Origin of the sequence: Alteriqipengyuania abyssalis (assembly GCF_019857185.1) — a bacterium.
In the GTDB taxonomy this organism is placed as follows: domain Bacteria; phylum Pseudomonadota; class Alphaproteobacteria; order Sphingomonadales; family Sphingomonadaceae; genus Alteriqipengyuania; species Alteriqipengyuania abyssalis.
Map to the genome: position 1 here is coordinate 25,408 of NZ_JAHWXP010000004.1, position 23,909 is coordinate 49,316.

A 23,909-nucleotide genomic window follows, 5' to 3' on the forward strand; every position below is an offset into this window, starting at 1 on the left:
TGTTCCGTTCTGAAAACTAGGTATGCTCGACTCCAGAACGTGCAAAAGCGCGTCGCGTGGGAGAGAAAAACGATGGCCTGGGATTTCGAGACCGAGCCCGGATTCCAGCAGAAGCTGGACTGGATGGAAGGCTTCGTGCGCGAGAAGGTCGAGCCGCTCGGCCTGCTCGGCATTCATCCCTATGACGTCAAAAATCCGCGCAGAAACGCGCTTGTTCGGCCTTTACAGGACGAGGTGAAGCGCCAGGGCCTGTGGGCCTGCCACCTTGGCCCTGAACTGGGCGGACAGGGCTATGGCCAGGTCAAGCTGGGCCTGATGAACGAGATTCTCGGCGGGGCCAGCTTCGCCCCGATCGTGTTCGGCTGCCAGGCACCCGATACGGGCAATGCGGAGATCATCGCCCATTACGGTACGCCCGAACAGAAAACGCGGTATCTGGAGCCACTGCTGCAGAACGAGATCGTCTCCGCCTTCTCGATGACCGAGCCGCAGGGTGGATCGGACCCGACCAGCTTCGTGACGAGTGCGGAATTCGACGGGGAATGCTGGGTCATCAACGGCGAAAAATGGTTCTCGACCAACGGCAAGTGGGCCGATTTCCTGATCGTGATGGCAGTGACCGATCCCGATGCGCCGCGCCACGAGCGGATGAGCATGTTCATTGTGCCGGTCGATACGCCGGGCGTCGAAATCCTGCGCAATGTCGGGGTCTACGGGCAGGAGAACGGCTCGGAGAGCTACATCCGCTACACCGACGTGCGCATCCCGGGGGATCATCTGCTGGGTGAGCGCGGCGGGGCCTTTGCGATTTCGCAGACCCGGCTGGGCGGCGGGCGCGTCCACCACGCGATGCGCACGGTGGGCAGCTGCAAGCGCCTGCTCGACGCGATGAGCCGCCGCGCGGTCAGCCGCAAGACGCGCACCGGCACGATCGCCGATTACCAGAGCGTGCAGATGCAGATTGCGGACAGCTATATCGAGCTGGAGCAGTTCAAGCTGTTCGTCCTGAAGACCGCGTGGATGATCGACAAGCACCAGGATTATCGCAAGGTGCGCAAGGACATCGCGGCGATCAAGGCGCTGATGCCGAAGGTCTATCACGACATCGCGCAGCGCTGCATCCACATCCACGGCTCGCTCGGCGTGTCGAACGAGATGCCGTTCGTGGGCAACCTGATCGGGTCGATGGTGATGGGCATCGCCGACGGGCCGACCGAAGTTCACAAGGTGACCGTCGCGAAGCAGCACTTGCGCGCCTACCGCGACATCGAAGACCCGATGTTCCCCGACTATTCGCTGATCGAGCGGCGCGCGCGCGCCGAGCAGATGTACGATCCGGTCGAGGAAATTACCGAGGCGGCGGAGTAGCGCGATGGCCACTACCGCCCCCGCCCCCTCGCCCGCTTCACCTCCGCCGATCACGCGCGTACACCGGCTCAGCTTCGGCTTCGGCGCGGTCGCCAACGGGGTGAAGAACGCCGCGTTCTCGACCTACCTGCTGCTGTTCTACAACCAGGTGCTGGGCGTGCCTGCCGCGATCGTATCGGGCGCGATTGCGCTGACGCTGCTGGTCGATGCCTTTGCCGACCCGTTCATCGGCCGCTGGTCCGACATGACGCGTTCGCGCATCGGGCGGCGTCATCCCTTCATCTTCGGCTCCGCGCTGCCGACGGCGGCCTTCTTCGTGCTGTCGTGGTTCCCGCCGGCCGGGCTCAGCGACATGCAGATGGGGTTCTGGATCTTCGCCCTCGCCTCGCTCACCCGCATGTCGATCAGCGCGTTCGAGATCCCGACCAGCGCGATGGCGGCGGAGCTGACGGACAATTATTCGGAGCGCACGGGGCTGTTCGGCCTGCGCTATTTCTTCGGCTATCTCGGCACTTTCGGCTTCGCCGCCTTCTCGCTCGCGGTGTTCTTCGTCGCCACGCCGGAGATTTCGCGCGGGCAGCTGAACCCGGAGGGCTACGTCAAGTTCGCGTGGCTCGGCGGGGCGCTGATCTTCATCGCGATTCTGGTCTGCGGCTGGGGCACGCTGAGCCGTGTGCCCTACCTGCGCCAGCGGGACGAGCCGGGCGAAGGGGCCACCCCCGCCTCGCACTTCAAGGAGATGTGGCAGGCGTTCCGCAACCGCGGATTCCTCGCGATCTTCGGCTTCGGCGTGTTCAAATATACCGCGATCGGCCTGTACGCCGCGACCACGGTCTATTTCAGCACCTATGTCTTCAAGCTGGAGGCGGATCAGCTGGCGCTGCTGACCTTCGACAGCCTGATCGCCGCCGTCCTCGCCGCTCCGCTCGCGCCGCGCTTCTCGCGCTGGCTGGGCAAGCGCAACACATCGATGTTCATGGCGATCGTCGGCATCACGCTGGGCATCTCGCCGCTGCTGCTGACGCTGCTCGACGCCTTCTTCCTGCCCGGCGACCCGCGCCTGCTGCCCACGCTGTTCACGATCGGCGCGGTCTACGGAGCGATGATCGCGATCTCGCTGATCAACACCTCGTCCATGCTGGCGGACGTGGTGGAAGACCACGCGGTGCGCACCGGACAGCATACGGCGGGCGTGTTCTTCGCCGCGTCCAGCTTCATGCAGCAATGTTCGGCCGGGCTCGGGATCATGGTCGCAGGGATCGTGCTAGAACTGTCGGACTTCCCGGCCAAGGCCGATGTCTCGCAGATCACCCCCGCGATGGAGGACAGCCTGATCGCCCACTACGTGCCCGCCTCGCTGGGCCTGTGGGTGATCGGCGCGTTGTTCCTCCTCTTCTACCCCATCACCGAAGAAGGCCACCGCGAGAATGTCGAGCGGCTGAAGGCGCGCGAGGCACAGGCGCGCGAACAGCAGATCCGCGACGGCTCCTTCGGCTCCCCGGCAAGATAGGAAGGATTACGCCATGGTAACCGACCCTACCGCCCCGAAGCTCGGCTTCTTCACCAGGCTGCTCTACGGCACCGGCTCGATCGGCTACGGCATCAAGGACGTCGCTTTCCGCTCGTTCCTGCTGCTCTACTACAACCAGGTCGTCGGGGTGCGGGCAGAGCTCGTCTCCTTCGCGATCCTGGTGGCGCTGGTGGTCGATGCGATCTCCGACCCGATCGTGGGCCAGTGGTCGGATTCGCTCCGCACCCGGCTGGGGCGGCGCCATCCGCTGATGTTCGCATCCGCCCTGCCCGCGTCCGCCAGCCTGCTGCTGCTGTTCTTCCCGCCCTCGGGCATGAGCGACAGCCAGATCTTCTGGTACATTCTGGTGGTCGGCTGCTGCGTGCGCACCTTCATCACCTTCTACGAAATTCCCAGTTCCGCCCTCGCGCCCGAGCTGACCAGCAATTACGACGAGCGCACCTCGATCGCCAGCTACCGCTATTTCTTCGCCTATCTGGGCGGCGTCGGCATGGCGTTCCTGACGTTGCTGGTGTTCCTCGCGCCGACCGAGGAATACCCGGTCGGCCAGTTGAACCCCGCCGGGTACGAGACCTTCGCCATCGTCGGGGCCGCGCTGATGCTGGGCGCGATCCTGCTGTCGAGCTTCGGCACGCTGCACCGGATCAAGTATTTCAAGATGCCGCCTGCGCCCGAGAAGATCGGCGCGGTGAAGACGCTGGGCCAGATGGGGCGGACCTTCTCGAACAAGGGCTTCCTCGCGATCCTCTCCTTCGGGGTGCTCAAATACACCTCGGTCGGGATGACCTCTGCGCTGAACATCTATTTCGGCACCTATTTCTGGGGCTTCAACTCGGCCCAGCTGGCGGTGCTGACGGTGGACGCACTGGCGGGCGCGTTCCTCGCGCTGTTCTTCGCCCCGCTGGTGTCTAAGCGGCTGGGCAAGCGCAATGCCGCCTTCGTGCTCGCGATCGTCGCGGTGATCTTCGCCAGCGCACCCTACCTGCTGCGGCTGGGCGGCATGATGTTCGAGAACGGCGATCCGCGCCTCGTGCCCACGGTGTTCCTGTTCTCCATGCTGTTCCAGCTGTGCGGGGTATCCTCCGCCGTGCTGACCCACGCGATGATCGGCGACATCGTGGAGGAAAGCCAGCTGCGCACCGGGCGCCGCTCCGAAGGGCTGTTCTACGCCGCGAACACGCTGATGCAGAAGTCCACCTCCGGCCTCGGCGTCTTTGCCGCTGGGCTGCTGGTCGCCTTCGTCGGGATCGTGCCGGGTTCGGACCCGCGCACGATCGACCCTGAAATTCCGCGGATGCTGGCGCTGGTCTACGTGCCCACGCTGATCGTTCTCTACATCGGCGGCGCGGGCTTCCTGTTCGCCTACCGGATCGACCGCGCAAGCCACGAAGCGAACGTGGAAGAGCTTGCCCGGCGCGACCGCGCGAGCGCGGTGAACGCAGACGAGGTTCCCGAACCGGCGGAATAGCCGCCCTCGCCACTCTCTTACAAACAATCGACCGACCAAGGAGCAAACATGGCCACCCAGCTTGAACCCGAGGCGCGCGACAGCGTCGACGTATTCCGCGAGGAAGTGCGACAGTTCATTGCCGAAAATTTCCCCGCCGAGCTGAAGGGCAAGGGCCTGTCCATGGCGGGGGCAGAAGGCAGCGCGAAGGAAACCCCGGCGCAGAAGGCCTGGCGTGAGGCGATGGGCGAGCGCGGCTGGGGCACGCCCACTTGGCCCAAGGAATACGGCGGCGGCGGGCTGAACCGCAAGCAGGCGGCGATCCTCAACGAGGAGCTTGCGCGCGCGGGTGCCTACAACCCGATTGGCGGGATGGGCGTGATGATGTTCGGCCCCACCCTGCTCGAATATGGCAGCGAGGCGCAGAAGCAGGAGCATATCCCGCCGATCTGTCGCGGCGAGATCCGCTGGTGCCAGGGCTATTCCGAACCCAATGCCGGATCCGACCTCGCGAACCTGCAAACCATGGCGGAGGACAAGGGCGACCACTACCTCGTCAACGGGCAGAAGACCTGGACCAGCGGCGGCCAGTGGGCGGACAAGTGCTTCGCCATCGTCCGCACTGATCGCAGCGACAAGCACAAGGGCATTTCCTTCCTGCTGATCGACATGGATTCGCCGGGAGTGGAAGTGCGCCCGATCACCATGATCAGCGGCACCAGCCCGTTCTGCGAAACCTTCTTCACCGATGTGAAGGTGCCCAAGGAAAACCTCGTCGGCGAGGAAGGCCAGGGCTGGACCATCGGCAAGCGACTGCTGCAGCACGAGCGCACCAACCTTTCCGGCGCGGCTCCGGGCGGCCGCTCGGGCGCAAGCCTCGCGGACATCGCGAAGAAGTATGGGCGGACCAACAAGGACGGCACGCTGGCCGACCCCGTGCTGCGCGACCGGATCGCCGATTTCGAAATCCGCTGGACCAGCTTCCTGCATACCGCGCGCCGCGCGGTCGAGGAAAGCAAGGCGCAGGGCGGCGTCTCCGAAATCAGCTCCGCGCTCAAGAAGCTCGGCACCAAGCTGGGGCAGGAACGCGCCGAGCTGACGATCGAGATCATGGGCCTTCAGGGCCTCGGCTGGGAAGGCGACAATTTCAGCCCGGTCGAACTGCAGGGCGTGCGCGCCTGGCTCTACGGCAAGGCCACCACGATCTACGGCGGATCGACCGAAATCCAGAACAACGTCATCGCCAAGCGCGTGCTCGGCATGCTCGACCATCAGTAAGCTACCGGCTGTAAGATACGGAAAACAAAGACATGGCAGTTCTCAACGAAGAGCAGGAAATGCTGCGCGACATGGCGCGCGAATGGGCGACCAACGAAAGCCCGGTGACCGAATTCCGCAAGGTGCGCGCGAGCGGAGAGCCCGAGGCGTTCGACCGCACGGCCTACGCCACGATGGCAGAGATGGGCTGGGCCGGGATCATCATTCCCGAAGAGCACGGCGGTTCGGATTTCGGCTTCATGTCGGTAGGCCTCGTGGTCGAGGAATTGGGCAAGACGCTGACCGCCAGCCCGCTGATCGCCACCACGCTCGCCGCGAGCGCGATCATCCTTGGCGGGAGCGAGGAGCAGAAGGCGAAGTGGTTGCCGAAGCTCGCGAGCGGTGAAGCCATCGCCACGCTTGCGATCGACGAAGGGCCGCATCACGCGCCCGATGCTATCGAGGCCAGCGTCTCGGGCGGCAAGCTGACCGGGGCCAAGGCCTTCGTCGCCGAGGCGCACGGGGCGGACCTGTTCGTGGTCGCCGCGACCGACGGGCTCTACCTTGTCGAAAAGGGCGACGGCGTGACGCTCACCACCCGCCGCCTGACCGACCAGCGCAGCCATGCCGACATCGCCTTCGACGGCGCTGCGGCAGACAAGCTCGCCAATGGCGGCGACGACCTGCTCGACAAGGTGCTGGACCGTGCGCGCGTGCTAACCGCCGCCGAAATGCTCGGCATGGCGCAGATCGTGTTCGACACGACGCTCGCCTATCTGAAGCAGCGCGTGCAGTTCAATCAGGTGCTCAGCTCCTTCCAGGCGCTGCAGCACCGGATGGCGGACCTCTTCGCCGATCTGGCGCAGATGCGCTCTGCGGTCGAGGCGGGCTTGCAGGCGATCGACAGCGGCGCAGGCGTGTCGCGCGCGGCAATCGTTGCCAAGGCGGAGGCCAACCGCGTGATGCACACCATGAGCAACGAGGGCATCCAACTGCACGGCGGGATCGGGATGACCGACGAATACGACATCGGCCTGTACCTCAAGCGTGCGCGCGTGCTGGAGGCTGCGTGGGGCACGCGCAGCTATCTCAAGAACCGCTTCGCAACGCTGGGCGGCTACTGAGGCCTTGGATCCGCTGGAGGATCCCGAAGGACTGGACGAGACGGCCGGCGCGCAGCGACGCGCGCTGGCCGAACACGCGCGCTTCGTCGATGAGAACCTGAAGCGCAACTACACCGCCAACTTCATCCATGGCGTGCTGGGGATGACCGGCTTCCGGCTGATCTACGCGCCCACCATCATCCCCGCCTACCTGCTCCTGCTTACCGGCAGCACCGCCGCCGTCGGGCTCGGCACCGCGCTGCTGCAACTGGGCGCGACGATCAGCCCCATCGCCAGCGGATCGCGGATCGAGCATCGCAGCCACATCCTGCCCTACGCGATCGGCGTCGGCTCGATGATGCGGCTGATGATCCTCGGGCTGGCGCTGACCGGCTATTTCCTCATCGGCAACGTCCTGCTGGTCGCGACCTTCGCCTGCTTCGTGCTGCTGGGCTTCTTCACCGGCGCGCAGCGGGTCGCGTTCCAGATGCTGATGAGCAAGCTGATCCCGATCCGCAAACGCGGGCGGTTGCAGGGCTATCGCAATTTCGCTGGCGGACTGATCGCCGCGCTGCTCGCATGGGCGGCGGGCAACTACCTCATCGCGGACAAATGGCTGGGCAACGGCTACGCCACCACCTTCCTGTTCGCCTTTCTGCTGACCAGCGCCGGGCTGGTCGTGCTCAAGACCATGATCCGCGAGCCTGCCGCGCCCGTCAGCCGCCCGCAGATGCCGATGATGCAGCGCATCCGCCAGTTTCCGGAGCTATTGCAGGATCGCGATTTCGCGTGGTTTCTTGGCGTTCAGAGCTTTTCGACCATGGCCCGCGTGGGCGCGCCGTTCTGGACGATCTATGCGGGCACGCAGCTGGGCCTCGACGGGGCGCTGATCGGTGGCCTCAGCTTCGTGTTCCTCGGGTCGGACACGCTCTCCAACGTGTTGTGGGGGCCGCTGGGTGACCGCTTCGGCTTCAAGATCATCTACGTGCTGGCGCTGTGCAGTTCGGTCTCCGGGGTCACGCTGCTGATCCTCGGCAGCACCGCCGTGCCGATCTACGCCGCCTTCGTGCTGCTGGGCGTGGGCGGATCGGGCTGGATGCTCGCCTCGACCACGATGGTGCTCGAATTCGGGGAGCCGCAGGACACGCCGATGCGGCTCGCCTTCGTGACCACGCTGGAAGGGGCGATCGCGGCGAGCGGTCCGGTGATTGCCGGCCTGCTGGTGGCGGTCAGCGGGTTCCAGCCGCTGTTCTTCATCGTGCTTGCGGCGCAGATCGCGGCGCTGCTGCTGCTGATCGTCAAGGTGCGCGAGCCGCGTCACCGGTCGGCGGCAATCTAGCGAACGGGCCGCTAGCTGCGGTCCGCCAGCATCCCTTCGCTCAGCACCGAGAGATAGGTTTCGACCGCATCTTCCTGATCGTCGAACCGGCCCGCCCAGCGCCGCGCCTCGTAGGCACCGTTGAGCGTGGACATGATGATCTGGCTGGCGACCAGCGGATCGATCGCCCGCACCGACCCGTCGGCGAACCCGTCGATCAGAAAGCCTGCGAAACGCCGTGCGAGGCGGTTGGAGCGCATCACGACGTCCACCTTGGTCTCGCTGTCGAGCGCCTGCAGTGCGGTGGTGCGCAGCAGCGGCATGGAATCGAAGAACTGCAATTGCAGCAGCTCGTTCAGAATGCTCGACAGGCGCGTCCAGTACGATCCTTCCAGATCGTACCCCGCCATCTGCACCTTCGACAGGCGATCATAGCTGCGCTGGAAGCACTTCAGCACCAGATCGTCCTTGGCATCGTGGTGGTGGTAGAAGCTGCCCTTGGTCACGTTGAGCGCTTCGGCAATGCGGTTGACCGACGCCCCGCGATAGCCGCGTTCGTTGATCATCACCGTGGCCGCGCGCAGGAACTCGTCGTTCTGCTGCAGCGGACGATCCTCGCGAACGCGCCAGCCGTCATCTTCGAGGGCCACCGGGTTCCACTCGCCACGCTGCGCGGGGATGCCGAAGCACAGGATATCCACGATCTTGGTCTCGACCCGCGGGAAATCGAGTACCGAATAGCGCCGCGACCACACCGGCCACCACAGCATCGCCTCGATCAGGATGTGCGCCCGGGCGGAGAAGAGCGCGCGCTGCTTCTCGTCCGCAGGCTCGCCGAAGAAGGCGCGCACGTCGTTGACCACCTCGCGGTAGGCGAACAGCAGTTCGTCCTGCTGTTCCTGATCGAGCGAGCGGATTTCGGACAGCGCGGCCATCAGCCCCTGCTCGCCCCGCCGAATGCGGTCGCGCAGCGCGACGTGCAGCTGGACGAACCTGGCGATACGCTTTTCAAGCGTATCTTCGGCCAGCGCCTCCTCCGCCATCTCCTTCAGCAGCGCGATGGTTTCGGCATAGACCGAGACGATCAGCTGGTCCTTGCGCGGGAAATAATAGGTGACGCTGGTCGCGTTCAGCCCGATCGCGCGCGCCACCTTGGTGAGCGTGGTCGCCTGAACGCCGGTTTCGTTGATCAGCACCGATGCGGCGCGCACGATGGCGGTGCGTTTTTCGCCAAACTTCTTCGTGACGTCAGGCTTATTCGCCATCCGCTTCCCCCAGCATCATTCCCCACCCCGTACACTCGCGTTTCAAGCGCCCGGTAGCAGGCTTCAGAAGAAGCTCGAAAGCTCCTTTTTCAGGATCTTGCCATTGGCATTGCGTGGCAAGGTCTCGTTTGAAAAGGCTATTTTCACCGGCACCTTGAACTTGGCCAGCCGGGCCGCGACCCATTCCTGCAATTCGGCCTCGCTCGCGCTAGTCCCCGGCGCAAGGTGGACCACTGCGGCAGGTTCCTCGCCCAGCTGCTGGTGCGGGATGCCGACCAGCGCGGCATCGGTCACCGCCGGGTGATCGTAAAGCACGTTCTCGACCTCGGACGAATAGATGTTCTCACCCCCGCGGATGATCATGTCCTTCGCGCGGTCGGCGATGTAGCACCACCCTTCCTCGTCCAGCCGCGCGAGGTCGCCGGTGCGCACCCAGCCGTCGATGAAGGTCTCGGCGGTGGCTTCGGGGTTGTTCCAGTAGCCTTTCACGACCATCGGCCCGCGTGCCCACAACTCGCCGATCTCGCCGGTCGGCAATTCGCGCGTGCCATCCTCGCTCATGATCTTGAGGTCGGCGACCGCCACGGGAGGGCCGCAGCTGTCGGGGCGGTTGAGGTAATCCTCGCTCGAATGGCCGGTTACCGTCGCCATCGTCTCCGTCATCCCCCAGCCATTGCCGGGCAGCGCGCCGAATTCCTCGCGGATCCGGCGGACCAGTTCGGGCGCGGCGGGCGCGCCGCCGTACGCAATCGCCTCTATGCTGGAGAGGTCGTAGTTCTTGCGTTCGGGATGTTCGAGCAATTGCCAGGCAATGGTCGGCACCCCGCCGGTGGAATTGACCTTCTCGCGCTCGATGATCTGGAAGGCTTCGACCGGGTCCCAGCGATACATGAAGATCAGCGTATTGCCCGCAGCGATCGAGCCCATCAGTCCGGCGGAGCACGCGGTGACGTGGAACAGCGGAATGACGGTGAGCGTCGTCTTGGGCTGCGGTGCAGGGATTTCTTCGCCCCGGCGCAACACCGCGCAGGCGGCACCGAACCCGCTCGACATGATGTTGGTGCACAGGTTGCGATGCGTGCCCAGCGCGCCCTTGGGCTTGCCGGTGGTGCCGCTGGTGTAGAAGATCGTCGCGTCGTCTTCGGGCAGGATCTCCATCTCGGGCAGCGCGCGGGAAGGCAGGTCCTTGTAGGTCGGGGGCGTGCCAATCACGTCTTCCAGTCGCGAAGCACCCTCCGGATCACCCTCATGGCGGGTGACGAGCACGGTCTCCAGCGCCGGGCATTCGCCGCGCAGTTCGGCAATCCGCTCCCACCGCTCTTCATCGCACACCAGCAGCTTGGTGCCCGAGTTGGCGAGCCCGTAGGCCAGCTCGCCGCCGGTCCACCACGCATTGAGCGGTACGCAGATCGCGCCGATGGTGACCGCGGCGAAGAACACCACCGGCCATTCGGGCAGATTGCGCATCGCCAGCGCGACCCGGTCGCCCTTCTCTACACCGAGAGACTGGAATTCGTGGGCCAGCGTGGCGACCGCGCGGAACCATGCATCATAGGTCACCCGCTCGCCCTGGTAGATCATGAACTTGCGCTCGCCGTGCGTCTGACCGAGCAGCGCGATCGCGCGCAGGTTCGGCGGGGCGTGCTTCCACACGCGGGTCGGGACGCCGCGAATGTCGACCTCCTCCATCTCGAACCGCATGCCCGGCGCGGTCAGGATCGCCTTGCACTCGGCACGGCTGCGCGCGGGCCAGTTTTCGGGCGGGGTCCAGCCGATCGCGGAGGCGAGGTCCTTGGATTTAGCCGTGCTTGCCATCACAGCACCTCGAACAGGCCGGCCGCGCCCATTCCGCCGCCCACGCACATGGTGACGACGACATATTTAACGCCGCGCCGCTTGCCCTCGATTAGCGCATGGCCCACGCAGCGCGCGCCGGTCATACCGAAGGGGTGACCGATCGAGATCGAGCCGCCGTTGACGTTGAGCCGGTCGTCCGGAATGCCCAGCTTGTCGCGGCAGTAGAGCACCTGCACCGCGAACGCCTCGTTCAGCTCCCACAAGCCGATATCGTCGATCTTCAGATCGAACCGTTCGAGCAGCTTGGGGATAGCGAAGACCGGCCCGATGCCCATCTCGTCGGGCTTGGTGCCCGCGACCGCCATGCCGACATAGCGGCCCATCGGGGTGAGCCCGCGCGCCTTGGCGACCTCGGCCTCCATCAGCACGCTCGCCGCCGAGCCATCGGCCAGCTGGCTCGCATTGCCTGCGGTGATCGTGTGACCCTCGCCCATCACCGGATCGAGTTTCGCCAGCCCTTCGAGCGTGGTGTTCGGACGGTTGCAGTCATCCATCGCGATGGTGACGTTCCGTTGCGAGACCTCGCCGCTCTCGCGGTCCTTCACGTCCATCACGGTGGTGACCTCGATGATCTCGTCGGCCAGCTTGCCGCTCTCCTGCGCGGCGGCGGTCCGCTGCTGCGACTGGAGCGAGTAGGCGTCCTGATCATCGCGGCTGATGCCGTAGCGCTTGGCGACGACTTCGGCGGTGCCGATCATCGGCATGAAGATATCGGGATGCATCTTCAGCAGCTCTTCGTCGCGATGCGGCTTGGCCGTGTTGTTGCGGATCGCGGTGATCGATTCCACGCCGCCCGCCACGCAGATATCCATTCGGTCGACGATGATCTGCTTGGCGGCGGTGGCGATTGCCATCAGCCCGCTGGAACACTGCCGGTCGATGGTCATCCCTGCGACATCGACCGGGAGGCCCGCACGCAATGCGATCTGCCGACCGATGTTGAACCCTTGGGCCCCGCCCTGGCTGGCGGCGCCGAAGATGACGTCCTCGATCTCCCCGCCATCGAGCCCGGCCCGCTGGACCGCGGCCTCGACCGACCATGCCCCCAGCTGCACGGGGTGGGTAGCGTTGAAGGCCCCGCGGATCGATTTCGCAAGCGGGGTACGGGCGGTGGACACGATAACGGCGTCGCGCATTTTCCCAGACATTCCTTTTCCCTCGCGCCGATTCGTGTCGGCTTGGGTCCGATCTTGCCCCTTCACCCGATGGCAGGCAAGGACTACATGAATTTTTCTGAAAGAGGGGTATGAGCCTTCACATCGCCGCAAAATCCGTTACCCCGGCACCGATAAAGATCAGGTACGGCCTAAATGGACCGGCCAGCAAAGGAGAGCATGGGATGAAGCTGGGCAATCCGGAAGACCGGGGTTTCGACAGCGAAAGACTGCAGCGGATCGACCGTTTTCTGGACGAGACCTACCTCGAAACCGGGCGGCTCGCCATGATGCAGCTGCTGGTCTCGCGCGACGGGCAGCCCGTGCACTACTACCACGGCGGCACCTTGCGCGACGACGGCACGCCGATGCGCGAGGATGCGCTGTTCCGCATCGCCAGCATGACCAAGCCGGTCACCTCGATCGCGTTCATGCAGCTGGTCGAGCAGTGCAAGGTCGCTCTGGAAGATCCGGTATCGCGAGTCCTGCCCGAATTCGAAGACCTGGGGGCCTACGCGGGCGGCGGGGGCGACCTGCCCTTCGCGCCGACAAAGGCCGGCCGGCCAATGCGCTTCGTCGATCTGCTGTCGCACATGTCGGGCCTGACCTACGGCTTCCAGAACCGCACCAGCGTGGACGGGGCCTATCGCAAGGCCCGGCTCGACCTGTCGCGCGGCGCGATCACGTCGGACGAATATATCGCCACGCTGGCGGCTATCCCGCTCGAGTTCGAGCCGGGCACGCAGTGGAACTATTCGGTCTCGACCGACGTGCTCGGCGTTTGCGTCGAACGCATTTCCGGCATGAGGCTGGGCGATTACTTCCGCGAACACATCTTCGCCCCGCTGGGCATGGAGGATACCGGGTTCGACATCGACCCGGCCAAGCAGGATCGCCTGACCGATGCCTATGCCTACCGCCCCGGCAAGCCCGCGCGGCTGATCGACAAGGGTGCGGAATCGCGTTTGATGGAACCGGCCAGCTTCCATTCGGGCGGCGGCGGGCTGATCTCTACCCTTGCGGATTACGACCGCTTCTGCACGATGCTGGTCAACCGGGGAGCCTGTCAGGGCGGGCAGATCGTTTCGCCCAAGACGCTCGACCTGATGATCGCGAACCACCTGCCGGGCGGGGTCGACCTGACGCAGATGAGCCAGAGCCTGTTCAGCGAGGCGAACAATGCGGGCACCGGCTTCGGTCTGGGCTTTGCGGTGGTCACCGACCCGGCGCGCACGCTGATCCCGGCGAGCAAGGGCGAATTCTACTGGGGCGGCGCCTATTCGACCGCCTTCTTCGTCGATCCGGTGGAGCGGATCACCTGCGTCTTCATGACCCAGCTCTACCCTTCCACCACGTTTCCCATCCGCCGACAGCTCAAGACGCTGATCTATTCGGCCCTCACCCACTCGAACGCCTGAAGGAGTATCGACACGATGACCTCTCCCATTCGCACAGAACGCCACGACAACGTGCTGGTGATCATTTCCGACAATCCCCCCGTCAACGCGCTGGGCCAGGCGGTCCGCGCCGGATTGACCGAGGGCATTGCCGAGGCGCTGGCCGACGATAGCGTCGAGGCGGTCGTCATCCGCTGCGACGGGCGCACCTTCTTTGCAGGCGCCGACATCACCGAATTCGGCAAGCCGCCGCAGGGGCCGAGCCTGCCCGAAGCGCTCGACAAGCTGGAGGCGAGCGACAAGCCGGTGGTCGCCGCGATCCACGGGACCGCGCTGGGCGGCGGCTGCGAAGTCGCGCTGGCGTGCCATTACCGCGTCGCCGTGCCGAGCGCGAAGATGGGCCTGCCCGAAGTGAAGCTGGGCCTGATCCCCGGTGCCGCGGGCACGCAGCGCCTGCCGCGTCTGGTCGGCGCGGAAGCCGCCCTGCCCCTCGTCGCGATCGGCAATCCGATTTCGGCGAAGAAGGCCAAGGAAATCGGCCTGCTGGATGAGCTGGTGGGCGAGGACAGCCTTGCCGCCGACGCCATCGCCTTTGCCAAGTCGAAGATCGGCCAGCCGGTGCCGCGCTCCAGCGAGGGCGACGCCAACCAGGACGGGATCAAAAACCCCGATATCTTCGACGAATTCCGCGCCAAGAACGGCCGCAAGATGCGCGGGTTCGACGCGCCCAACGCGGCGATCGAAGCGGTGAAGGCGGCGGGCGAGCTGTCCTATGCCGAGGGCGTGAAGAAGGAACGCGAGCTGTTCATGAAGCTCATGACCGGCACACAGTCCAAGGCGATGCGGCACTATTTCTTTGCCGAGCGTGCGGCCAACAAGGTCGACGACATTCCCGCCGACACCCCGCTGATCGACATCAAGAAGGTCGGCATCATCGGCGCGGGCACGATGGGCGGCGGGATCGCGATGAACTTCCTGTCCGCAGGCATCCCCGTCACCATCCTCGAGATGAAGCAGGAAGCGCTCGACCGGGGCACCGCGACAATGCGCAAGAACTACGAAGCGACCGCGAAGAAAGGCCGGATGACCGCCGAGCAGGTCGAGCAGGCGATGGGCCTTCTCACCCCCACGCTCGAATATAGCGACCTCGCGGATTGCGACCTCGTGATCGAGGCGGTGTACGAGAGCATGGACGTGAAGAAGGACGTCTTCGGCAAGCTCGACGAGGTGGTGAAGGAGGGCGCGATCCTCGCGTCGAACACCAGCTATCTGAACATCGACGAGATCGCGACCGCGACCAAGCGCCCCGGCTATGTTCTGGGCCTCCACTTCTTCAGCCCCGCCAACGTCATGAAGCTGCTCGAAGTGGTGCGCGGCGAGAAGACGCGCGACGATGTGCTGGCGACCGCGATGAAGCTGTCGAAGAAGATCGGCAAGGTCGCGGCGGTTTCGGGCGTGTGCCCCGGATTCATCGGCAACCGCATGCTCTCCAAGCGGCAGGAGCAGGCGAACCAGCTGATCCTCGAAGGCGCGAACTACTGGGATGTCGACGACGTGCTGCTCGAGTTCGGCTTCCCGATGGGGCCGTTCCAGATGGGCGACCTCGCCGGGATCGACATCGGCTGGCACCGCGACCCCACCAAGGTCACGACCATCCGCGAGGCGCTGTGCGCGGTGGGCCGCTTCGGCCAGAAGGCGGGCAAGGGCTTCTACGACTACGACGAAGCACGCCAGCGCACTCCGTCGGACGAGGTAAAGCAGATCATCGCCGATTTCGCGGAGAAGGAAGGCAACGAACAGCGCGACATCTCGAAGGACGAGATCCGCGAACGCCTGCTCTACCCGATGGTCAACGAGGGCGCGAAGATCCTCGATGAAGGCATGGCGCAGCGCGCCAGCGACATCGATGTGGTGTGGATCAACGGCTATGGCTGGCCGCTCTACACCGGCGGCCCGATGTTCTGGGCCGATACGATCGGACTGGATACCGTGGTCGCGGGCCTCGAAAAGCACGGCCTGCCGGTGAGCGATTACCTGCGCAAGAAGGCAGAGGCAGGCGAGAGCTTCAACTAGGCTCTGCCTCACCCGGACACGAAGAGGCCGGCGCCCCACGCGGGACGCCGGCCTTTTTCATGTCCGCGCTTCAAAGCTCGCTGGGCAGTTCGCGAATGTCCTTTTCGGGGTCGTCGACCAGCTGCGGCTCGACGTTCAGCTCCATCACATTGCGGGCCGAGGGCGTGTAGGCCTTCCACTCGGGCAGAAGTTCGCTCGACGGGGTGCCGGTCTTGGCGAAGGCGATCCACGCGTCGCTCATCATGTCGGCCATTGTCTGGGCGTCCTCGCCGGTGCCAACCAGCGCCGCGCTTTCCTTCGCATTGTCGAACATCAGCGGGATGTCGAGCGTGTGCGGCGTGCGCAGCATGCCGCCGCCGATCGGCGTCTCCCACGTCAGACGATAGACGTAGACCGGCGCGCTCGCGGTCTTCGCCTGCTGGTCGGCCAGCAGGTAAGTGCCGCGCACGAAGCGGGTGCCCATCGCGATGGCCGCGAGGTGCGTGGGCGAATAGTCGGGATAGCGCTTGCGATAGGCGGCCACCGCCGCAACCGCCTGTTCGCCCATCGCCCCGGTCATCGCGTTGAGCGTGCCCTCGGTCAGCCGCCCGAACCACGGTTGTGCGGCGACGAACAGCGTCATCTCGTCCTTGTTGTAGCCGATCAGCACCGGGATATCGCGCGACTGCTCGGGCGCGGCGGGCAGGAAGGGGTCGCGCGGGATGATCGTGCCGTCGGCAATCGGCCCGAACTGCGGCCCGCGCCCCATCGCGCCCTCCGCCGGGGTCGCCTTGCGCACCGCCTCGACGATCTCGTCGCTGCGCACATTGCGCAAATCGTCCAGCGTTTCGACGCCCGCCGCCTCCAGGATCTTCGCGGCATAATCCGCCGCCTCGGCAGGCTTGCCGCTGAACACGCCGGGGCCAGACTGGATCACCGCCTTGTCGAACAGGCCGTCGGCGGCGGGCATCGCCATCAGGTGGCTAACCTTCGACCCGCCCCCGGACTCGCCCATGATTGTGACATTGTCCGGATCGCCGCCGAAGCCCGCAATATTGTCGCGCACCCATTCGAGCGAGCGGACGAGGTCGAGATTGCCGACATTGCCCGAGGCGGCGAAGTCCTCGCCGAACTTTTCCGCGAGGTTGAGATAGCCGAAAGCGTTGAGCCGGTGGTTGACCGTGACGACGACGACGTCGCCCTTCTCCGCCAGATTGCGGCCATTATAGGCGGGCCAGTTGCCCGATCCGTAGGCGTAGCCGCCGCCGTGGAACCAGACCATCACGGGCCGTTTCTTCCCGTCGCCCGCCGCGGGGGTCCAGACGTTGAGGAACAGGCAATCCTCGTTGTCCATCTTCGCCTCGGTCGAGGTGGGGAAGATAGCCTGGATGCGGCGGGTCATCTCGGATTCGTTGGGCCCGCTCGCCGAATAGAGCTGCATGCACGGCGCGCCGTAGCCGGTGGCATCGGCCACGCCCTCCCAAGCTTCGGGCTTCGCGGGCGGCTGGAAGCGCAGATCGCCCAGCGGCGGGGCGGCGTAGCGGACACCGAGGAAAGCATCGATCCCGCCCTGTTCGAGGCCCTGCACCTTGCCTGCTTCGGTCTCGACCACCGGGGTCGCAGCGGGCGGCCCGGCACTGTCCTGCGCGGCGACCGGAGCACTCAGCGCAAGTACGGCGATCGATGCGAGCATCATGGCAGTTCGTGTCATGTAAGGTTCCTCCCCTTGATGTGTCGTCGCGCGTGAAGGGGCGGAAAGCCGCCATTGGCCCCCGCCCCCTCGCACGACTGCTTCAATCGCTGCCGCTCAGAAGCGCAGCTTCACGCCGACCTTGAAGGTGCGCCCCTTGGCGGTGCCGATGAACGGGTCGTAGCTGTATTCGAGCCGGGCGGCAGGGGGGTCGGTATCGAACAGGTTTTCGATCCCGCCCTGCAGCTCCGCCTCGACCCCGGCCAGCGTCAGGTCGACCGTGGCGAAGAGATCGTGGACGAAGAAGTCGCCGATCTCGCGGCCGAAATTGGTCCCGCCGAACTCGGGCGTTTCGGCGCAGAACTGCAAGCCGTCGCAGCGGTTGTCAGTCACTCCGCCGATATAGTTGCTCGACCAGGTCACGCTGACCGGATCGAACTGCAGATTGAGGTATCCGCTCGCCCGCCATTTCGACACGGTGCCCGGTGCGCGGTCGTAATTGGCATAGCCCGCCGCATCGTAGCCGGGGCTGAAGAGCAGCCCGTTGAATTCGAAATCGCTGAATTCGTACTTGAGCGTGTAGGTCGCGTTCGCGCCCAGATTCAGCCGCACCGGGCCAAGGTTGGTGCGGTAGTTGACGCTGAAGTCGAGACCGCTGGTGGTCACGTCGGGGCCGTTCACCGTCTGCGTCTGCAGTCGGCTGATGTCGTTCCCGATGGTCGTGCCCTGCGTGCAGACACCGCCTGCGAAGACCACGTAGTCCACGAAAGGACTGGAGCAGTCGACCAGCTGGGTGCCGTCCTGCCCGCCGGGCGCGACGTTGGCCGCGATCGCCTGGATCGGCAGGTTGGTGAACCGCCCTTCGAACTCGTAGGTCCAGTAATCGACGCTGAAGTTGAACCCGCCGAATTCGAGAATCGCACCCATGTTGTAGGTCAGCGCGGTTTCGGGCGCGAGCGCGGGATTGCCCACGGTGTCGGTCGCCTTGAAATTGCCGCCCAGCACGTTGATCCCCGCCACCGCGCGCACCCCGGCGGTGCCCAGATCGGCCGGCAGCGGCCCGCGGAACGTATCGCCCACAGACCCGCGCAGGGCGAGGAAATCGGTCACCTGCCAGCGGGCCGAGAGCTTGGGATTGACGGTCGAGCCGACCAGCCCGCCGTAATCCTCGAACCGGACCGCGCCGGTCAGCTCGAACCCGTCGAACACCTCCATCTGCGCCTCGGCAAACAGGGCGTAGACATCCTGCGACAGGCGCGCATCGGGATACTGGCCGAGGAAGGTGAACGCGCCGACCGGGAAGTTGGTGTCGTTCGGATCGTCGAGGCACGAGCGGTCGCCATCGATCGCACACGGGTACGCCTCGGGATCGCTGAACCGGTTGAGCGGATCGGTCGCGAAATTGGTCTGCCGGAACTGGCCACCGAAGGCATAGCCCAGCGTCCGCCCGAACACCTCGAAATCGCCGCTGAACACCGCATCGACGATAAACTGCTCTTCGGTCGCGCGCGTACCACTCTGCTGGGACAGGTAGTCGATCACTTCCTGCGAGTTCTCGTTCCCCGGAACATAGGCCGGATTGGTCAGGCCCAGCGCCGGATTGCCCGGCGCGGCATTGATGAACGGGTTGAAGTACAGGCACCCGTTCGCACCCGGCGTGGTGCCAGTGCAATTGTCGCCACCAAAGCCGTTGAGCGCGCGCTGCAAGCGGTCGCTGACCATGTCGTAGGAGAAGGCGAGGCGGGAGCTGCGGATATAGGTGCCGAAGGTCTGCAGCGACAGATTGTCCGTCAGGTCGAAGTCGAACCCGGCGGACACGCGCCACGCATCGTTGATCGCCTGTCCCCGCCCGGCTCCGCGATCGTCGAGCGGATTGCCGCCCAGCGCAAAGGGCCGGAACAGCACGATGGACGCGAGAACCGGGGTGAACAGGCGCGGCGGCGTGCCCGGCGCGAAGGTCTGCTCGAGGAAGGCAGCATAGCCGGGGTTGCTGGCGGGCACGGTGAACGCGCTCGCGCTGCCGGGGCCGTTGGGGCCCTGGGTGATCGGATAGCTCGGCGAATAGCCAAGCTCCTTCAGCTCGGTATGCGAATAGAGCGCTTCGGCGGTGAAACGGACCGTGTCGGAGAGGTCGACCAGCAGCTGGCCATAGAACTGGTAGCGGTCTTCTTCCTCGATCAGGTTGACGAAGGGGATGTAGCTATAGCGACAGACCGGAAGCGGCGCGCCGACCGCGCGGGGGAATGCACCTTCGATCCCGCCCAGCGATTCACACGCATCCACGCGATTGCCGTCGACCCCCAGCCCCAGCGTCGTCACCCCGCGCCCGGGAATGACCCCGAGCGGCGCATAGAGGCCCGGATTGCTGAGGAAGGAATAGCCGGTGGGATTGTCCGCGTAAGGCACCTGGGTGAAATCGCGCGCGGTCGTGGGCAGTTCGGACCTGTGCTGCCAGCCCGCCCCGATCATCAGGTTGGCCGCGCCCAGATCGAACCCGGCGAGCGCGCTGAGGCGATAATTATTGTCCGACCCGTCGACGAACTCGTAATCGCCGGCCAGCTCGACGCCGGTGAAATCGCGCCGGGTGACGAAGTTGGCGACGCCCGCGATGGCATCCGAGCCATAGGTGGAGGCGGCACCGTCTTTGAGCACCTCGATCCGGTCCAGCGCGAACAGCGGGATCAGGTTGGTATCCGCCGCGCCATCGCCCGGTTCGGTTGCGAAGCGGCGATTGTTGAACAGCACAAGCGTCCGCTCACGCCCCAGGCTGCGCAGGTTGATCGAGCCGACGCCCTGGCTGCCGCCCGCACCGTACTGGTTGGAATCGCCGAGCACCGGGCCGACCGAGGGGAGGCTCTTGATGAACTCCAGCGGGCTGTCGATCCCGCGCGCTTCCAGCTCTGCCTGACCGAACACGTCGACCGGCTGCGCGCCGTCTTCGCGCTGGCCCTTGATATACGATCCGGTGACCACGATCGTCACATCGGGTTCGGACTCAATCTGCTCGGCAAGCTCGGGCTGGTTCTGCGCGTCGCTGTCCGGGGTGGTCTGCGCCATTGCCGCAGGCGCGAACGCCAGGGCGCACGCGGTCCCCACCATGAAGTGCGATTTACCAATCATTTCTCTCTCCCCAACATCGCCGTTTTCCGGCGTTTTTATTCGGTCGGACTATTCGTCCTGTGTGGTGGCATCCTCCTCGGGGCCGTCCGGCAGCGCGTCCGCCGGAGCCATCCGCAGACCCGCGGTTTCGATCAGCGCCGCCGAGCCGCCCGGCTGATAGGCCTGCCAGGTGAAGCCGTCGGCGCACGCGAAGTCTTTCGCCCCGGGCGCCATCTTCACGAAGGCGACCCAGCAGCCGTTGACCCTGTCGGCCAGCGCACGGTCGGCTGCATCGGCGCGCTCTCCGCCCCAGCTCGACCGGTCGATCGAATCGAAGGTGAACATCAGCTCGGCCGAATGGATCGGCCCCTCGCCCCATTCGCCCGCGCGGAAGGCGGGCGTGTGGTCGAAGCGGTAGAGGAAGGCCGGTGCGCCGGTGTCGCCCGCCAGCGCGGCGAGCGTGCGCGCGGCAGCAAAGCCCTTCTCGCCCCTGTTGGTGCCGACCAGTACCGGCACGTCGGTTTCCTTGCCCGCCCGCAATGCGGCGATGGTCGATGTCGGCTTGAAAGCCGGGTCCGGCGTGAAGAAGAAGCCCGCGCGCAGCGGCTCCGAGGCGGCGAAGGTCTGCGCGGAAATGCTGCGCAATTCGTCCGCTGTCACGTCCGGGCCGATGCCGATGGTTTCCAGCGCCTCTTGCGCCATGCGCTGCGCGTCTGCCGTAGGCCGGTCCGGCAGCAGCAGGCTGCCCGACTGCACGATGGCCTTGTCGAACAGGCCCTTGGCAGACGGCAGCGACAGGAGGTTGACGACGATCCCGCCCCCGGCCGACTGGCCAGCGACGGTCACCTGTTCGGCATCGCCTCCGAAAGCCGCGATATTGTCCCGCACCCATTCGAGCACGGCGACCGCATCCTGCAGCGCGTAATTGCCCTGCGGCTCATCCGGGTGCTGCGCATCGAGCGCGGGATGAACGAAGTTCGCCAGCGCCCCCAGCCGGTAATTGACGCTGACCGTGATGACGCCCTGCTGCGCGTTGGCCGTCCCGTCGTAAGAGCCGAGACTGCCCGCGCCGAGGAAGAACGCACCGCCGTGGAACCAGACCAGCACGGGCGCGCCCTGTGCATTCTCCGGGGCAGTGATGGTGAGGTAGAGGCAGTCCTCCGACTGGGCCCCGTTCACCCCGCCGAAATTTGCGACCGTGGTGTCGGTATCGACCGGCTGGGCACACGGCGGTTCGTGAGCGGTCGCTGCGCGAACACCCGCCCACGGCTCCACCGGCTGCGGAGCGCGCCAGCGATTTTCGCCTGTCGGGGCAGCGGCATAGGGCACGCCTCGAAAAACCAGTACGCCGTTTTCGCGCGATCCCATGAGGGTGCCCGCGTCGACATCGACCTCCACCCCGTCGATCGGGTCTGGCATTTGAGCGCCAAGAGCCTGCGGCACCAGGCCGGTGACAACAACGGCCAAAGCCGCCAAAAACCGCGCCATTCTCCCCTCCACATCCTTATTTCCCACCGTCATAGCGCACCATTTACAATCTAACAACAAGCATATTCGAATATCGGGTACGATATCGAGACGGATTTTTTACAAGCCTGCACACGCCATGACGGCCAGCGGCGGCGTGCGCAGGCAGCGGAGCCACAGGGGCGCTGTCCTACAGCTCGCCATTCGCGCTAGGACGGGTTGCACCGGATGGCCGGGGACCGGATTCGAAAGGCGCGCCCGGGAAGGGGACGTTTTCTCCCCCTGGACAGTGTGTCAGGTGTGTCAGGCTCGCGAGCGGCGCGCAGCGATCCTGCGGCTGGACACACCGGTGATGATGGGAATATCCAAGCGACCATGGAACTGACCCGCGCCGAGCTGTTCGAACGAGTATGGTCCGAACCCATGGGATCGGTCGCGGCACGCTATGGCCTGACCGGCAATGGCCTCGCCAAGATCTGCGACCGGCTCGACATTCCGCGCCCGCCGCGATCACACTGGACCCGCAGCGCATCCGCGCGCGACCCGCGCCCCGACCTGCCCCCCGCCCCGATCGGCCTGAGCGAGACCTTCGCCCTCGGCCAGCGGCAGCCGCGCAAGTCGCCCGGCACCCGCACGCGCATGTCTGCCGAGGAACGGCGCCAGCACCTGATGGACACGGCCAGCGAGCTCGCGCTCAAGGAAGGGCTGTCGGCGGTGACGATCCGCGAGGTCGCGCGGCTTGCCGGGATCAGCGAAACCCAGGTGCACAACTGCTTCGGCGGGCGGACAGAGCTGCTGCTGGCGCTCGCGCGGCGTGAGATCGCGACCCAGGAAACCCAGCGACGCAAGCGGATTGCGCGCGGCACGAACCACCAGACCCGGGTGATGCTCTCGACCATCGGCTATCTGCACGAAGCTGCGCAGCGCGGACCCTTGCTGCAAATGCTGCTGCGCACGCCCGAGGTCCGCGACGCGCTGAAGCCCGAATGGGTGGCGCAAAGCAATGCGGCGCGCGCGCCGATCCTCCAGCAGCTGGTCGGAAAGCGCAAGATGGACCTGCAGAGCGCACGCGCATCGACCGCCGCACTGGCTGCGGTCAGCCTGAAAGCGGGCGGTATCGTGGCGAGCAGGCGTGCGCCCTTCGCGATGGTCGAGGAAATCTGCCTCACCGTGATCATGGCCGGAGTCCACAGCGGCGACACCCTCACCGCAGAAGCCGACTAGGTCGTCGGGGCGACCGCGAACCCGTCTACCGAGGCGGTAACCAGCCGGCGGCAGGTCGCATGCGCGGCCTCCCGGTCGATCTCCCCGCCACGCACCAGACGCGCCAGCGCCTCGGGTATCCCGGCGGTGAGTTCGAGCAGGACGAAGGCCTCGCGCGGCGCGAGGCTGAGCGCACGGCGCGTATCCTCGGCAACGCGCCGCAGCAGGCGGCGAAACTGCCGCTGGCTCTCCGCGCCGAGCGGACTGTCCTGATGCCGTTCGCGCAGGATCAACTGCAGGATCGGCCCGCTCTCGATCAGGTAGTCGAGATAGGCGGCATAGGCCGCGCTGGCACGCTCGCGATAGCTCGCCTCGGCGGAATCCAGCTCTGGCAGGATGCGTGCCGCCAGCCGGTCCAGATGCTGCAGGAACAGCGCGTCGATGATCGCCGGAACACCGTCGAAATAGACGTAGAGGAGGCTGCGGCTGACCCCTACCCGGTCGGCCACCTCGCCCAGCGAGATGTTGAGTGTCCGGCCTTCGCGGATCAGCGTCTGCGCTGCGTCGAGCAGCTGCTGCTCGCGATCACCCTCTGCCGGCATGGCCTCCATGCCCCCGCTGTGCCGCGCACTCACGAAATTGGCAAGGTCGCCACCCCACTCTCCCACGCTTTATCACTATTGGTTTGACTGTCAGAGGCC

General features: G+C 65.7%; 16 protein-coding genes. 9 read left to right on the forward strand and 7 right to left on the reverse strand.

The window, feature by feature from the left end; translation table 11 throughout:
• The first annotated feature begins 72 nt into the window (after positions 1-72).
• From KYN89_RS13540 to KYN89_RS13565, 6 genes are read left to right on the forward strand one after another with little or no spacing between them, the layout of a single operon-like run.
• Entirely contained in the window at positions 73-1,368 is a 1,296-nt protein-coding gene (locus KYN89_RS13540; protein WP_222825591.1) for an acyl-CoA dehydrogenase family protein, read from the forward strand.
• Positions 1,369-1,372: 4 nt separating this feature from the next.
• Positions 1,373-2,878, forward strand: a complete 1,506-nt coding sequence (locus KYN89_RS13545; RefSeq protein ID WP_222825592.1) for an MFS transporter — start codon at positions 1,373-1,375, stop codon at positions 2,876-2,878.
• Positions 2,879-2,891: 13 nt separating this feature from the next.
• Positions 2,892-4,367 carry an MFS transporter gene (locus KYN89_RS13550; RefSeq protein ID WP_222825593.1) on the forward strand — a complete coding sequence of 492 codons (1,476 nt, stop codon included), beginning with the start codon at positions 2,892-2,894 and terminating at the stop codon, positions 4,365-4,367.
• Between the two features lie 48 nt (positions 4,368-4,415).
• Positions 4,416-5,624, forward strand: coding sequence for an acyl-CoA dehydrogenase family protein (locus tag KYN89_RS13555; protein ID WP_222825594.1), 1,209 nt, complete (start codon positions 4,416-4,418; stop codon positions 5,622-5,624).
• 32 nt (positions 5,625-5,656) lie between these two features.
• Positions 5,657-6,727: an acyl-CoA dehydrogenase family protein gene (locus KYN89_RS13560; protein WP_222825595.1), complete on the forward strand. Its 1,071-nt coding sequence runs from the start codon at positions 5,657-5,659 to the stop codon at positions 6,725-6,727.
• A 4-nt stretch (positions 6,728-6,731) separates the two neighbouring features.
• Positions 6,732-8,045, forward strand: a complete 1,314-nt coding sequence (locus KYN89_RS13565; protein WP_222825596.1) for an MFS transporter — start codon at positions 6,732-6,734, stop codon at positions 8,043-8,045.
• Between the two features lie 11 nt (positions 8,046-8,056).
• Here KYN89_RS13565 and KYN89_RS13570 read toward each other — a convergent pair whose 3' ends face one another.
• From KYN89_RS13570 to KYN89_RS13580, 3 genes are all read right to left on the reverse strand, one after another.
• On the reverse strand, positions 8,057-9,289 hold the full coding sequence (locus KYN89_RS13570; protein WP_222825597.1) for a TetR/AcrR family transcriptional regulator: 1,233 nt from the start codon (positions 9,287-9,289) through the stop codon (positions 8,057-8,059).
• A 63-nt stretch (positions 9,290-9,352) separates the two neighbouring features.
• Complete coding sequence (locus KYN89_RS13575) at positions 9,353-11,104, reverse strand: class I adenylate-forming enzyme family protein (protein WP_222825598.1); 1,752 nt, start codon at positions 11,102-11,104, stop codon at positions 9,353-9,355.
• On the reverse strand, positions 11,104-12,282 hold the full coding sequence (locus tag KYN89_RS13580) for an acetyl-CoA C-acyltransferase (RefSeq protein ID WP_222825599.1): 1,179 nt from the start codon (positions 12,280-12,282) through the stop codon (positions 11,104-11,106). Before KYN89_RS13580 ends, KYN89_RS13575 begins: the two co-directional genes overlap by 1 nt.
• A gap of 203 nt (positions 12,283-12,485) precedes the next feature.
• On the opposite strand from KYN89_RS13580, the gene KYN89_RS13585 reads away from it, so the two are divergent.
• Positions 12,486-13,718 carry a serine hydrolase domain-containing protein gene (locus KYN89_RS13585; protein WP_222825600.1) on the forward strand — a complete coding sequence of 411 codons (1,233 nt, stop codon included), beginning with the start codon at positions 12,486-12,488 and terminating at the stop codon, positions 13,716-13,718.
• Positions 13,719-13,733: 15 nt separating this feature from the next.
• A complete protein-coding gene (locus KYN89_RS13590) occupies positions 13,734-15,770 on the forward strand; it encodes a 3-hydroxyacyl-CoA dehydrogenase NAD-binding domain-containing protein (protein ID WP_222825601.1) in 2,037 nt (678 codons plus the stop codon).
• A 70-nt stretch (positions 15,771-15,840) separates the two neighbouring features.
• Here the strand turns inward: KYN89_RS13590 and KYN89_RS13595 are convergent, their stop codons facing one another.
• The 3 genes from KYN89_RS13595 to KYN89_RS13605 form a co-directional block, all read right to left on the reverse strand.
• The gene (locus tag KYN89_RS13595) at positions 15,841-17,460 is read right to left on the reverse strand and encodes a carboxylesterase/lipase family protein (RefSeq protein ID WP_248285293.1); all 1,620 of its coding nucleotides are present in this window, start codon (positions 17,458-17,460) and stop codon (positions 15,841-15,843) included.
• Positions 17,461-17,556: 96 nt separating this feature from the next.
• Entirely contained in the window at positions 17,557-20,559 is a 3,003-nt protein-coding gene (locus KYN89_RS13600) for a TonB-dependent receptor domain-containing protein (RefSeq protein ID WP_248285294.1), read from the reverse strand.
• 48 nt (positions 20,560-20,607) lie between these two features.
• The gene (locus KYN89_RS13605) at positions 20,608-21,957 is read right to left on the reverse strand and encodes a carboxylesterase/lipase family protein (RefSeq protein ID WP_222825602.1); all 1,350 of its coding nucleotides are present in this window, start codon (positions 21,955-21,957) and stop codon (positions 20,608-20,610) included.
• 423 nt (positions 21,958-22,380) lie between these two features.
• Between KYN89_RS13605 and KYN89_RS13610 the strand changes: the two genes are divergently transcribed.
• Entirely contained in the window at positions 22,381-23,229 is an 849-nt protein-coding gene (locus tag KYN89_RS13610) for a TetR/AcrR family transcriptional regulator (RefSeq protein WP_222825603.1), read from the forward strand.
• On the opposite strand, the gene KYN89_RS13615 is transcribed toward KYN89_RS13610, so the two are convergent.
• Positions 23,226-23,819 (reverse strand): TetR/AcrR family transcriptional regulator, encoded by a 594-nt coding sequence (locus tag KYN89_RS13615; protein ID WP_222825604.1) that lies wholly within the window; start codon positions 23,817-23,819, stop codon positions 23,226-23,228. The two genes, KYN89_RS13610 and KYN89_RS13615, sit on opposite strands and share 4 nt — an antisense overlap.
• Between the last annotated feature and the right edge of the window lie 90 nt (positions 23,820-23,909).